The sequence below is a fragment of the Actinoplanes sp. CA-142083 genome (assembly GCF_050942195.1).
Taxonomy (GTDB): domain Bacteria; phylum Actinomycetota; class Actinomycetes; order Mycobacteriales; family Micromonosporaceae; genus Actinoplanes.
This window is the reverse complement of sequence record NZ_CP192076.1, coordinates 1,194,207-1,207,659: the sequence shown is the minus strand read 5'-3', so window position 1 is coordinate 1,207,659 and position 13,453 is coordinate 1,194,207. Positions and strand designations below refer to the sequence as shown.

Below are 13,453 nucleotides of genomic sequence, written 5' to 3'. Positions count from 1 at the left end.
CACGGTCGGATACCCAGGTCAGGGACTCGGCAACCGTCCCGCCGGCAGCGGCGCGGGCCGGCCGATGAGGTAACCCTGGACGTAGTCGACGCCCAGCTCGCGCAGCAGCCGCAGGGTGGGCTCGTCCTGCACGAACTCGGCGACGGTGTGGATCCCGTACGCCTGGCAGACCTGCACCAGCGCCCGCACCAGCACCTGGTCCTGCGGGTTCTCGACGAGGTCCACCACGTACTCCCCGTCGATCTTGACCAGGTCGATCGGGAAGATCCGCAGGTAGCGGAACGACGCGTAGCCCGACCCGAAGTCGTCGAGGGCCAGCTCGCAGCCCAGGTCGCGGACCCGGTCGGCGAAGCGGCGGGCCTCGCTCAGGTTGCCGATCAGCGCGGTCTCGGTGATCTCGAAGGTGAGCTGGGCGGGGTTGACGTCGTACCGGTCGATCAGCCGCTCCACCTCGTCGGTGAGCCGCGGGTCGCCGACCGAGCGGCCGGACAGGTTGATCTGCAGGCACCGGCCGGGCTCCTCGGCGGCGAGCTGCATGGCCCGCTCGACCACCCACAGGTCGATGTCGTAGACGGCGTCGAGCCGCTCGGCGGTGTCCAGCACCTGGATCGGCGACTGCGGGCCCTCGGACTCGTCGAGCACCCGCAGCAGCAGCTCGTGCCGGGTGACCGCGTTGCTCTGCAGGTCGAGGATCGGCTGGGCGTACAGGGTGAACCGGTCGGTGCCGAGCGCGTCGGCGACCCGCGTGCGGTAGGAGCCGCGCCGGTCGCGGCGCGGCACCGGGTGCGCGACCACGGTGAGCGGGCGGTCGTCGTCGCGGGACTCCCGCCAGGCGTGCTCGGCGTCGATCAGCACCTCGTGGCTGCCGGCCTCGGCGTCCGGCGTGAACCGCACGAGCCCGCCCCACGCGCTCGCCCGCAGCCAGCTGTCGGGGAGCACGAAGGTCTGCGAGCGCAGCGCGTCGACCAGCACCTCGGCCTCGCGCCGGGCCATCGGCCAGGAGGTGCCGGGCAGCAGCAGGCCGATCTCGCTGGGCCCGACCCGGCCGAGCAGCGCGCCGTCCTGCACCACGCCCTCGAGCACCCGGGCGGCCCGGTGCAGCAGGTCGGCGCCCAGCTCGGGCCGCAGCTCGGGACGCAGCCCGCCACCGCCGTCGCCCCGCGACGGCTGCACCCGGATGATCAGGATGGCCCCGCCGCCGCGGCGCTGGGCCCGGTCGATCTCGTCGACGAACCGGGCCCGGGTCAGCAGGCCGGTGGCCGGGTCGGGGTCGACCAGGGAGGCCTGGACGGTCTCGCCCCGGCGGGCCAGGCGGGCGAGCTCGCGGCGCTCGCGCTCGCGGACCGAGACATCGGTCACCGTCCCGCGGATGCCGCGGACGGTGCCGTCCGGGCTCTTCACCGGCTCGAGCCGGCAGTCCACGTCGAACCATCCGCCGTCGGCGCGCATCAGCCGCACGGTGGTGCGCACCGGCACCCGGGACGTCCACGCCTGAGTGATCGCACCGAGCGCCTTGGCATGGTCGTCGCGGTGCACGTAGCGGGTGAGGACCTTGCGGCTGATCTCGTTCTGGGTGGGCGGCTGGCCGAGCATGTCGAGCAGCGGCTTCGACCAGGCGATGTGGTCACCCGTAGCGGTGTACGAGAACCAGGCGCTCCCGGTCAGGTCGTCGGCGGGCGGGCGCGGCGAAGGCGGGACAGACGGCATCGCCATGCGTCGTCCACCTCCCCCCTCGGCCCCGACCTATTACCACCCGTCACGTGCAGCGGATAACAGGGCCCAGTCGCGTCAATGTTTTGCCTGACCGCCGAACAACGCCCCCAACTGCAGGTCTTAGCCCGATCAGAGTAGGGATTCAACCGATCGGATGACCACAGCGCTGCGTAATTCTGGCCCCAGATCACGGTCGACACCATGACGGACAGTTACTGGTCGTGCTGACTATGGAACCATGTGCGATTCCCTACCCCGCCTCGGCGAGGACCATGCACGCACAGCTCCACAGAGCACGCGGCGCGTAACGGAGATCCGGAAACGCCGGATATGGTGGGTTGGACCCGACGCGGAGCGAGGACGAGGCATGGGCATCATCCGGGACATGCAGCGGGCGCGCGCCACGCAGGTGGCCGCCGACCAGCGGGCGAACACCGCCGCCGCGCAGCAGCGCGATCTGATCAGGCGCAACGCCGATCACGCGATCGCGGCGGCGCAGCAGGCGGCGTCCGACGCGGAGCGGCAGCGTGAGCGCCAGCGGCTGTACGTCGAGGCGCGCAACGCGGACGCGGCCGCCGCCAACGCCGAGGTGCGCGCGCGGCTGAGCGATCTGGACGCGCTGCTGCTCTCCACCCTGGACGTGGACGATCACATCGATCTCGACCAGTTCAAGAAGCCGCTCAAGGTGCCACCGTTCGACCCGGGCCCGCTGGGCCGCCCGCTGCCCGAGCCGAGCTGGCAGAGCTACGTGCCGCCGCAGCCGCGCGGGGTGGGCAAGCTGCTCGGCGGACCGTTGCACCAGCAGCAGACGGCGAACGCGCGGCGCGCCTACGAGCAGGCGCGAGCCCGGTGGGTCGAGACCGAGGCGCGGCGCAAACAGCAGTTGCAGGCGCGCAAGAGGGCGTACGACGAGAGCAAGCGCAAATATGAGGCCAAGATGACGGCCTACAACGCGGAGGTCGACCGCTTCGCGGCGGCGGTGGCCGACGCCGACCCGTCGTCGGTGGTCGAGTACTTCGCGATGGTGCTGGGCAACTCGGTCTACCCCGACGACTTCCCGCAGCACTTCCGCCTGGCGTACCTGCCCAAGCAGAGGCACCTCCTGATCGAGTACCACCTGCCCCCGATCGAGGTCGTGCCGATCGTGAAGGAGTACCGCTACGACCGGCTCCGCAACGACCTGACCGCGATCCCGCGCGACGAGGACGAGATCCGCCGCCGCTACGTGGACATCATCGCCCGGGTCACGCTGCGGACCATCCACGAGATCATCGAGGCGGACCGCGGCGGCCTGGTCCGGCAGGCGTCGTTCAACGGCATCGTCGACGCGATCGACCGGCGCACCGGCCGCTTCGTACGCCCCTGCCTGGTGTCGGTGCGGACCGACCGGGACACTTTCGCCGCGATCAAGCTGCGCCGGGTCGACCCGGTCGCCTGCCTGCGGCACCTGCAGGGCGCGCTCTCCGCCACCCCCGACGAGCTGACCGGCGTCACTCCGAAGGTCGACTTCGAGCGGGACGCCGACCGCGACTTCACCGAGGAGTTCAACGTGCTCGCCGACATCGACGAGCGCCCCAACCTGGTCACGCTGACCGACGCGGCTTGGGAAAAGCAGCTGACCGACCTGTTCGGCGTGATGGGCCTCGACATGGGACTGGCCGAGCGCGCCGACGACGGCTCGCACTGGCTGGCCACCGACCCGCGCCCGATCTTCGGCGGCCGGGTCGTGGTGCACGCGGGCCGCGGCGCCCCGGCCGGCGCGCCCGACGTGCACGCCCTGGCGGGCGCGGTGACGGCGGCGGGCGCGACCAAGGGCATCCTGGTCTCGCTGAGAGGCATCGAGCCCGACGCGTACGACGCGCTGGCCGGCCGTCCGCTCGAGCTGATCGACGGCCCGGCCCTGGTGACGCTGCTGGCCAGCCACTGCCGCATCAAGGCCCGCATCGAGCTAGGTCCTGTTTCGTAACCCGACCAGGGCTGCGGCGTGGCCCAGGCGCCGCCTGACGGCACCCGCAGAACGGCCACATCCAACACCGGGATGCGACCGCCCTGCGGGCGACGCCAGCCGACCCCTGGGCCTCGCCTCGCACATGGCCGGGTTACGAAACAGGACCTAGTCGGCTAGCCGCAGGGCGTAGAACAGCTTGTCCCAGCGCTGGTCGCCGACCGCGACGAAGCGCTCCAAACGTCCGTATTGACGGAAGCCGAGGGATTCGTAGAGCGCGGCGGCGCGGAGGTTGTCGCCGCGCTGGTCGAGGGTGAGCACCTCGACGCCGGCCTCGCGGGCCGCCGCGATGAGCTCGATCATGATCCGGCGGCCGAGTCCGCGCCCCTGGTGGGCGGGGTCGACGGCGACCTTCTCGACGTCGGCGTGCGGCCGGTGGGTGGGCCGGTCGTAGCGCCGCCAGTAGCCGAGACCGTGCAGGCGGCCCTGTTCACCGGCGACGACCAGCACCGCGTCGTCGTCCTCGGCCAGCCCGGTGAGCAGGTCGCGGACCTCGCCGGCCGGCGGCGGGTCGACCCAGCCCAGCGCGGCCCCACCGGCGACCAGACGCTCCAGCAGGCCGGCGGCGTCGTAGAGCTCCCGCTCGGTGAGGTCGTGCGCGACCCGGCGGACCAGCATGATCGGCAGTCAACGCGGCCGGCCGCCGGCGGTCAAGCCGACACCGCGTCTGACGCGGCCGGGACAGTGCCGAGAAAACCTCATGTGTACCGTCCTGACGTGCCCGATGAACCCACGTCGGCCCCGCCGCCCGACCCCACGGCGTCGCCGGCCGCAGAGGCCCCGCCGACCGCGCAGACACAGCCGGCTGCGCAGGCCCCGCCGGCCGTGCCGCCGCAGGCCCAGCCAGCCGTGCAGCCTCCCTCGGCCGCGCCGTCCCCCTGGGCCGCGCCGACTCCGCCGTCCGACCCCACCGGTCTGCCCGTGGCCCCGCCCGTCGCGCCTTACCCCGCCGCATATCCCCCGCCGCCGCCCGGCTACGCGATCGCCTACCCGGCGCCGCCCGGCTATCCCCCGCCTGCCTATCCCGCTTATCCGGCGCCACCGGGCTATCTCCCCGCGCCCGGCTACCTGGTCGCGCCCTACGGCCAGCCGCCACCACCCCCGCCGGACCCGGACGGCAGCTGGAACGGCTTCGCCATCGCCTCGCTGGTCTTCGGCTTCATCGGCGGCGTCCTGTTCAGCGTCGCCTTCGGCATCACCGCGCTCATCCAGCTGCGCCAGAGCCGGCAACGCGGCCGCGGCCTGGCGATCGGCGGCCTGGCCCTCTCCGGCGTCTGGGTGCTGGTCGTCATCTCGCTGATCGCCGTCGCCGTCGTGCGCGGCGCGAGCTCGGACACCACGGCCGGCAGCAGCACCGGCGGCGGCAGCACCAGCACCGGCGGCAGCGACCCCGCCGCCATCGCCGCGACCGGTTACTCCCCCGGCGACTGCGTCGACGACATCGACGACTACGACACGATGCGGAAGGTGAGCTGCACGCCCGCGCACGACGGCGAGGTCTTCGCCGTCTTCGACCTGCCGAACCGCCCGTGGCCGGGCGAGTCCGAGGTCAGCGACGAGGCCGACGACCGGTGCAACACCTACCTCGGGCACTACGTGGAGCAGCCGTACGCCTTCGAGTACTTCTCCTACTACCCGTCCGAGGACATGTGGCCGGGCGATCGCAGCGTCATCTGCATCGCCTACGACCAGGAAGGCCCGCTCTTCGGTTCAATCCACCACTGAGAAAAGCGAAGGCACCAGCTCCGCCAGGACCGCCCGGTCGGCCGGGCGGTCCGGCTCGTATTCGGTGATCCCGATCCCCGCGATGGGGAAACGCGCGCTCAACTCCCGGACGGCCGCGGTCAGCTGCGAAGGCGTGATCCCTTCCGGCTCGGGCGCGCCCACCGACGCGAACACCTCGGGGTCCAGCACGTCCAGGTCGATGTGGAGGTAGACGGCCCGCGCGCCCAGCCCCTCCACGACGGAGGCGAGCGTCGCGATCGCGGCCGGCTCGACGTGCGCGATGCCGGCCTCCTCGACGTACTCCTTCTCGCCCGGGTCGAGCGCCCGCACCCCCGCGAGCACCACCCGCGACGGCCGAAGAACCTGCGATGGTGAAATTTCGGGATATCCGGATCCGAGCAGGGTTCGCAACACCATCCCGTGGAACGCTCCGGACGGCGACGACTCGGGCGTGTTCAGATCGCCGTGGGCGTCGAACCACACGACCACCAGCCCATCGCCATGATCGGCCAGCGCCGCCTCGATCGGCCCGACTTCGACGCCGCAGTCCCCGCCGACGATCACCTCGGGCCGTTCGGCCAGGGCCGACCGGATGGCGGCCAGGTTGGCGGCGAGCAGCTCCACCGAGGGCGGTTCGTCGGAGACGGCGACCCGCACGCGCCGGTCCGACGGCACCATCGAGGCGAGCGAAGCGGCCCCGGCGACCAGCCGGCGAGCCGTGGACGAGCCCGACCCCTGCCACTGCCCGATCTCCACGACGGTCCGCCGCGGCACTGTCATGATCTCCAGCTCCTCGATCCGCTGCCACACCGGCCACATCGCGACCTCGGGCGCCCGCGCGAAAATGCTCCCCCGGATCCGCACGAAGACGCAGTTGCCCACGCGCTCGAGCACCGCCTGCCGGCGCATGTCGCTCTCCCACTGCTCCGGCCCGTGGTAGGTGTCGCCGTCGCATTCGATCGCGAGCCGCCGCCCGTCCGGCGCGTTGAGCACGAAATCGATCCGATAGGCGCCGATCCGGAACTGCGGAATCGGCCGGAACCCTCGCGCGACCAGGCGCTTGAACACGTCCCGCTCAAAATCGCTTTCGCACAGCGCGAGGTCCGCCGGGCTTTCCAGATCAAAGACATTGTTCGCGTACGTCAACAGCAGAGCCCTCGCGTCATCGGCGAGAAGCGAGCCGGCCCGTACCGAATGGAAGATCCAGAGCTGGTCGCGGGCCCGGGACGCGGCCACGTTGATCCGCCGGTGATATTCGCGCTTGGTGAACGCCGCGACCCGGGGATCGTTGTCCGACACCACCATCGACACCAGCACGACGTCCCGCTCGTCGCCCTGGAACGTGTACGCGTCGCCCACCCGCATCCGCCGCGCCTGGATCTCGTCCTCGCCGATCTCCTCGCGCAGCAGATGCAGGAGGTATCCGGCCTGCCCGCTGGTGCTCAGCAGCGAGATCACTCCGAGCGTCTTCCCGTCGTAGGACGGATTTTTCACGATCTCGGCGACCTGCCGGACCAGCGCCTCCGCCTCGGCCACGTTGACGTCGCCGAACCCGCTCAGCGGCTGCCGCACACCGTCGGGCAGGAAGACGGCCTTCAGCGGCGACAGCGACGGCCGGTCCGCCCGCAACGGCATGATCTTGCCGTCGTAGTAGTGCCGCGAGGAGAACTCGATGATCTGCGGCACGCAGCGGAAATGCTCGGTCAGCAGGATCCGCTCCGGCGACCGGCGCACCGCGTGGTCGTAGAGCGACGACTCCGGGTCGAAGTGCTCGGCCGACGGCACGTCCCCGAGATGACTGTGGATCAGCCCCGACACCGAGCCGACGAACCCGAGCTGCGGCCCGATCTGCTGGTCGTCGCCGACCACCACGGCCCGCTCGGCCAGCGACAACACCGGCAGCGCGAACAGGTCGGCCTGCGACGCCTCGTCCACGATCACGACGTCGAAGTGGGCGCCGCCGGCGAACTGCTCGATCGCCCGGTCGACCGACATGACCCAGACCGGCACCGCCTCGACCGCCGACTCCATGTGCCGCTGCGCGTGCGCCTGCCACGCCGCCGCCGTGCGACCGGTCCCCTTGCCGATCTTGCGAAGGGCGGTCGTCCAGTCGGCGAGCGCCGCCTTGCGCCGGTCGTCGAGGCTGCGCGCCACCTCCAGCCACGCACTCGCCACGACAAGGTCGGCGGTGCGGCGCCGGATCTTCTCGCGCGCGTTCTCCACCCGCTTGGCCAGCACCGCCGGGTCGACGCTGCCGATCACCTCGTCGAACCAGGTCTGCGCGCTACGCCAGGCCCAAGCGTCCAGGCAGGCGTTGCCGGAGACCGCGGGCACCTGTCCCGCCTCGATCATCGCCGCCCACTCGGGCGCCTCGCGGGCGAGCCGATTGCGCAGCTCGACGTACTTCTCCACGCGCGGACGCAAGCCCTGCAGGCGGCGCACCTCGGCCACCCGCTCGTCCCAGCCCTCCAGCGTGGACCATGCCTCGGCCAGCGCCGGCCAGGGCCGCAGCCGCTCGGCGATCTCGCGCTCCGCCCTCAGCAGATCATCAAGTTCCAGAACCGCGGGCGCCTCGTCCAAAAGCGCCTCGACCTCGGCCAGGGCCGCAGGATCAAGATCAAGATCATTCTGGGGTACGAGCACAGCCAGGCGCTCGGCAAGCGCCGGCCAATGGCGTACGTCCCAATCGAGAGACTGACCCGCGTCGGACAGCAACGCGCCCGCCCAGATCTCCACGTCCCCGGGCGGGGTTTCGATCGCCAGGCGCTCGATCCACTCCTGCCAGTGACCACCCAGCCGCCCCCGGGCCTGGATGCGGCGCACCCAGGCCACCACGACATCGACGTCCTCGGTGGTGCGCAGCGGCTCCCCGTCGACCCGCACGTCGTCGGCCAGCTTGAAGAGCCCCGCCTGCAACAGCCGGCTCAGCCCACGCCCGGTGGCGAACCGCTGATGAATCTCGGCAAGCTGCGCGAGCAGGCGTTTCGGCTCCTTCGCGTACGCCTCCGGCACCGTCACCCGATGCCCCGCCAACGCCCGGGTCAGCGCCGCCATCTCGGCCAGCAGCGCCTCGGTCGCCGCCACGTGGTCACCCCAGACGGCACGCCAATGCGGATCGTTGAGCAGCCGCCCCAGCCGGTCGGTCCACGCCCCTTCCCGCCGCCGCAGCCAGGTCAAGGCGTCCCGCAAGTCCTTACGCACGGCAGCCAGGTCGTCTTGCGTATCGGGGCCGCCGGCCGCGCGTACGGAATCGAGGTCTAGACCTTGAGACGCCAAGCGTGCGACGCGCTCCTCGAGCTTGGACCGCTCGGCCCGCGTCTTCGCCGCCTCGGCGGCGTCCGGGAGATCGCCGGTCTCGGGCAGCCGGCGCAGCGCCGCCACCCGGTCGTCGGGGGCCAGGCTGTGCGCGAACGCGAGCAGCGCGCCGAACTCCTCGGCGGTCAGCGGCGGCGCGGACGACACCGGATCCGGGATGCCGCTCTGCGTGGCGGCGCGTTCCCGCAGCCAGGCGCCCACCTCGACGGGCGTCTGCGGCACGCCGTCGATCGGATAGGTGACCGCCTCGTTCTCGGCGATCGCCCGCAGGCCGCCCAGGGCCGTCGCCAGCTCGCGCTCGGCGTCCTCGAGCAGGCCCGTCAGGCGCTCCACCCGGCGGGCCTCGGCTTCCTTGTCCAGCGTGGCCGCCCGGTCGGCCAGCTCGCGGGCCGCCAGCTGAAGCTGCACCAGCTGGTCGGTCGTGCGGCCCAGCACGGCGAGGCACAGCGCGCGGATCCCCTCCGGCAGGCCGTCGCGCAGCACCCGCAGCGGATCTTCCTTCTGGGCGACCACCAGGACCCGCTTGCCGTTCGCCATCAGGTGGCAGATCAGGTTGCGGATCGTGTGGGTCTTGCCGGTGCCCGGCGGCCCCTGCACGGCGACGTTGCGGTGCTGCGCCAGCCGGCGGGCGATCGACTCCTGCGCTTCGTTGGTCGGCAGCGGCATGAGCAGGCGATCCCCGACCCGCCGCCAGTCCTCCGGGCGGTCGTCGGGCATGCGGAGCTTCGACGGCTCGTGCGCGACGATCGCCGCCAGCGCGCCGACGCTGGTGGTGTCGCCGGCCAGCAGGCGGTCGCGCAGGCTCTCCAGGAAGCCCCGGAGCAGCCGCTGCTTGGGCCGGGCGAAGAGGACGCCGACATCCTCGATGTGCGGCCTGGCGGTCTCGGTCGTGCCGTCGGTGATCAGCCGGTCGTAGCCGAGGCGGCCCATCGCCCGCTCGAACAGCTCACGCCGGTCGAGGTCGTTCCACAGGTCCACCTCGAGCGTTCCCGCCGGCCCGGCCAGGGCGAGAAGCTGCGCGAGATAGCGCTCGTCGAGCCCGGTCAGCGCGTCGGTCTGCAGCCGGCTCGGCCCCGCCGGCGAGACGGTGACCAGGGAACTGTCCGGTTCGTACTCGATCAGCACCGGCGTCGCGACCAGCGGGTAGCGGACCCGCTCGCCGTTGATGGTCGTATCGAGCAGGCCGTGCCCCCAGACAAGCTCGGTGGTGGCGGCGGACATGTCGAGCTGATGCATGAGGTCGAAGAGCTGCCGGTGCAGCACACGGGTCTTCTCCGCCTCGGCGGTGGCATGGGCCCAGGGTCGCCAGGCGCGATCACGCCAGTCCGCGAAGTCGTCGGCGGGAGCTTTGGCTTCGTCCTCGCTTGCCGGCTCTCCGCGCTCTCCGGGCGAGGTGTCAGCGTGAGCTGCGGCGGACGGCAGGGTGGGCTTGGCAGACGCGGGCGTGTCGGCGGTGGGCTCGGCGGACGCGGTGATGTCGCCGCGCAGGCGGCGGCGCAGGGCGGCCGGCACGGCGACCGGCGGCGGCAGGTCGGGGAGGCCGACCCGCAGCCAGGAGGTGCCGTCGGCGGCCGGACCGATCTGGCAGGCCGGATGGTCGGGCAGCGCATCGAGCCGGTGGGCGTCGGCCGGGACGGTGCGCGCGGGACGCTCCATCTGGGCTCGGACGGCGAGCAGATAGTCGGCGACCGCGACGGCCCGATCCCGGATCGTCGTGGGCGATTCCAGCTGCTCGGACATCCTCCCGATTCTAGGCCGCGCTGTCCTCCCCCGCCGTCGGCGCGACCGGGGCCATGCTGCGGCCGGGCCGTAACCTGAAGTCCCGGCCGCCCCGATAGGGTGTCGACGCTGATCTTGGACGAGAGCAGGCTGACGTTGACCGAGAACCCCGGCACCTCCGACGACGACCGCCGTCCGGCCCCGGGCGACCACCCCGACCCGGCCAGCCGACCACCGTCCGACCCCTACGCCGAGGCACCGTCCGACCCGCTGGCGCAGCCGCCGTCCGACCCCTACGCCCGGCCGCCGTCCGACCCCTACGCCCAGCCCTCGGCCGATCCCTACTCCCGGCCGCCAGCCGATCCCTTCGCGCAGCCGCCAGCCGATCCGTATGGCCAGCCGCCGGCCGATCCCTTTGCCCAGCCGCCTGCCGCCGGGGGCCCGCCGTCGCCATTCGGACCCTCGCAGCCGCTGCCCGGATACGGCACCCCGCCGCCGCCCACCGGCCCTCCCGCCTATGGCCCGCCCGGCTACGGTCCCCCACCCGGATACGGCCAGCCCAGCGGTCCCCCACCCGGATACGGCCAGCCCAGCAGTCCCCCACCCGGATACGGCCAGCCCAGCGGTCCGCCCGGCTACGGCCCGCCCGGATACCCGCCGCCCTACGGCCAGCCCGGCGCCCCCTACGGCCAGCCCGGCCCTTCCTACGGCGCCCCCACCACGCTGCCGCCCGAGTACTACGCCGGCCCCGACGACGCCCTGGTCAGCCCCGATTTCGCCGGCTGGTGGGCGCGCAGCTTCCGCCTGCTCCGCCTGGCCTGGCGTCCGATGGTCATCATCCAGCTGATCGCCGTGGTACCCACCACATTGCTGCTGGCCTGGCTGGACGTAGCCAGCGGCGACCGCCTCCGCAGCGCCGACACCACCGACGTGACGATGGACGAGCTCGTCGACCTGATCGTGCCGTTCCTCGCGTTCATCGCGGTTGTCGCCCTGCTCGGCCTCACCGTCAGCCTGGCGACGCAGCGCATTCTCGTGCAGACCGCGACCGCCCGCCCCCACTCGATCGGCGCCGCCCTGCTCGACGGCCTTCGCCGTACGCCGGCCCTGATCGGCTGGGGCCTCCTGGCCGGCCTGATGATCCTGGTCGGCCTGGTCTTCTGCATCATCCCCGGGATCTACCTCGCGGCTGTCTTCTCGATCCTGCCCGTCGTGGTCCTGCTCGAGCGGGGCAACGTCATCGGCCGCGTGTTCCAGCTGTTCCACGCCAACTTCGGCGCCGCGCTGGGCCGGATCGCCGTGTTCCTCGGCCTGAACGTCGCCTTCTTCCTGGTCGAGAGCACGTTCACCAATGCGCTGTTCCCCGGCGCGTCCTCCGGCGACATCTCCACCGGCGGCACGGTCGCCTCCGAGCTGGTCTCGGCGCTCTTCTCAGTGGCGAGCGCGGTCGTGCTGGCGCCGATGCTGCTCACCGCTTACGCCGACATGCGCGCCCGCCACGAGCCGTTCTCGACCGCCTATCTAGCCCACCCCGAGTAGGGCTTCCGCACGCGGCCGCCGATGGTCGGCGAGCCATTGCTCGATTTCGTCGATCGACCAGACTTTGCCCTGGGCCAGGATCGCGACGGGATCCGGGAAGTCCGCCCGCGCGGCGAGCTGATAAACCCGCTGCCGGCTCACTCCGAGCAGGTCACGAACCTCATGCGCGCCGGCGAGGCGCAACGCCTTTTCCATGCACACGACAATAGTCACATGACTACCACCGTACGCGTTTCGCGACGTGCCAACCCGCCGCGGATCTCAGGCTTCTTCCGGGTCGCGCCCGACCGCCGATCGGCCGCCGTCGACCGGGATGATCGCGCCGTTCACGAACGCGGCCTGCCCGGAGAGAAGAAAGGCCACCACCTCCGCGACCTCACCCGGTTTGCCCATCCGGCCGAGCGGCTGCAACAGGCCGATCTCGCGGTCGAATCGCTCCCGCTCTTCGCCGCCGAGGGCCGCGACGTAGGCGTCCGACCTCTCGGTCGAGATCGATCCAAGAGCAACCGCATTGACGCGTACGCCTGAAGGCCCGTAATCAACCGCAAGCGCGCGTGTCACGCCCTCGATGGCCGCCTTCGCCGTCGCGTACGCGAAGGCGCCTCGAACCGCCCGCTGAGCCTGATGCGACGAGACGTTGACGATGGCGCCGCCATCGCCGCGGAGAAAGTGCTGGATCGCGGCGGCGCAACCCACCACCACGGGGTCGAGGTTGAGCCCGACCAGCGCGAGCACCTCGCGCGCCGGCCGCTCGTGCAGCCAGGCATCGCGGAAGATCGCCGCATTGTTGACCCACCCGCGCAGCGGCGCCGCGGCCGCCGCCTCATCGGCCGCCCGCGCCGCGACCGCCTCGTCCGACGCGTCACCGATGATCGGCAGCAGCCGCCCTTCCGCCGGGTGATCGTCGATCCACTTCAGCGCCTCCGGATCCCGCTCGACGATCGCCACGATGTTGTCGGCGCCCGCGAGCCGCTCGACGATCGCCCGGCCGATGCCGCGTCCGCCGCCGGTCACCACATATGACGCCGTCACTCCGCGAGCGCCCTCCACACCTCCGCGAGGTTCTGGAAGGTCTGCCCCTCGGGCAGCCGGTCGAGGTCATCGAGGATGTCGTCGGGCGCCTGCAGGTCCTGCGCGCTGCGCCGCAATGCGTCCCGGTCGCCGGGCAGCGCCGACAGTCCGACGTATCGGCCGAACCGGCTGAACCGCTCGGATTCCGCGTCGTCGAGCACCTCGGTCGTCCCGGGCTGGTCCTCGCCCGGCGGCTCGGTCGTGCGCCACTCCTCGGCGCGGCCGCCCGGAATTCCCTGGACTTCGCCGCGAACCTCGTCGCTCATCCGGTCGTCGACGCGGGCCGCGTGTTTGCTGCTACCTCGTTCCATGACCGTTGCCTTCCCCCGGAGGGTGTGACCAAACGCGTCGCCGCACGTGATGCCA

9 protein-coding genes are annotated in these 13,453 nt (G+C 72.0%); 3 read left to right on the top strand and 6 right to left on the bottom strand.

Annotated elements, in window-relative coordinates:
* Window positions 1-18: 18 nt before the first annotated feature.
* Window positions 19-1,713 carry a sensor domain-containing phosphodiesterase gene (locus ACQPZX_RS05755; RefSeq protein ID WP_433375346.1) on the bottom strand — a complete coding sequence of 565 codons (1,695 nt, stop codon included), beginning with the start codon at window positions 1,711-1,713 and terminating at the stop codon, window positions 19-21.
* A gap of 367 nt (window positions 1,714-2,080) precedes the next feature.
* Here ACQPZX_RS05755 and ACQPZX_RS05750 point away from each other — a divergent pair, with 367 nt between their 5' ends.
* Window positions 2,081-3,679 (top strand): restriction endonuclease, encoded by a 1,599-nt coding sequence (locus tag ACQPZX_RS05750; RefSeq protein WP_433375343.1) that lies wholly within the window; start codon window positions 2,081-2,083, stop codon window positions 3,677-3,679.
* Between the two features lie 147 nt (window positions 3,680-3,826).
* Here the strand turns inward: ACQPZX_RS05750 and ACQPZX_RS05745 are convergent, their stop codons facing one another.
* Complete coding sequence (locus tag ACQPZX_RS05745) at window positions 3,827-4,336, bottom strand: N-acetyltransferase family protein (protein WP_433375340.1); 510 nt, start codon at window positions 4,334-4,336, stop codon at window positions 3,827-3,829.
* Window positions 4,337-4,435: 99 nt separating this feature from the next.
* On the opposite strand from ACQPZX_RS05745, the gene ACQPZX_RS05740 reads away from it, so the two are divergent.
* Window positions 4,436-5,443 (top strand): septum formation family protein, encoded by a 1,008-nt coding sequence (locus tag ACQPZX_RS05740; RefSeq protein WP_433375337.1) that lies wholly within the window; start codon window positions 4,436-4,438, stop codon window positions 5,441-5,443.
* On the opposite strand, the gene ACQPZX_RS05735 is transcribed toward ACQPZX_RS05740, so the two are convergent.
* Window positions 5,429-10,498: an arginase family protein gene (locus tag ACQPZX_RS05735; RefSeq protein ID WP_433375334.1), complete on the bottom strand. Its 5,070-nt coding sequence runs from the start codon at window positions 10,496-10,498 to the stop codon at window positions 5,429-5,431. The genes ACQPZX_RS05740 and ACQPZX_RS05735 overlap by 15 nt on opposite strands.
* A 114-nt stretch (window positions 10,499-10,612) precedes the next feature.
* Between ACQPZX_RS05735 and ACQPZX_RS05730 the strand changes: the two genes are divergently transcribed.
* Window positions 10,613-12,016 (top strand): hypothetical protein, encoded by a 1,404-nt coding sequence (locus ACQPZX_RS05730; RefSeq protein WP_433375331.1) that lies wholly within the window; start codon window positions 10,613-10,615, stop codon window positions 12,014-12,016.
* Here the strand turns inward: ACQPZX_RS05730 and ACQPZX_RS05725 are convergent.
* The 3 genes from ACQPZX_RS05725 to ACQPZX_RS05715 all read right to left on the bottom strand — a co-directional run bounded on the left by ACQPZX_RS05725 (window position 11,999) and on the right by ACQPZX_RS05715 (window position 13,398).
* Complete coding sequence (locus tag ACQPZX_RS05725; RefSeq protein WP_433375328.1) at window positions 11,999-12,211, bottom strand: helix-turn-helix transcriptional regulator; 213 nt, start codon at window positions 12,209-12,211, stop codon at window positions 11,999-12,001. The two genes, ACQPZX_RS05730 and ACQPZX_RS05725, sit on opposite strands and share 18 nt — an antisense overlap.
* 66 nt (window positions 12,212-12,277) lie before the next feature.
* Window positions 12,278-13,048, bottom strand: coding sequence for an SDR family NAD(P)-dependent oxidoreductase (locus tag ACQPZX_RS05720; protein ID WP_433375325.1), 771 nt, complete (start codon window positions 13,046-13,048; stop codon window positions 12,278-12,280).
* Complete coding sequence (locus tag ACQPZX_RS05715; protein WP_433375322.1) at window positions 13,045-13,398, bottom strand: DUF2795 domain-containing protein; 354 nt, start codon at window positions 13,396-13,398, stop codon at window positions 13,045-13,047. Before ACQPZX_RS05715 ends, ACQPZX_RS05720 begins: the two co-directional genes overlap by 4 nt.
* Between the last annotated feature and the right edge of the window lie 55 nt (window positions 13,399-13,453).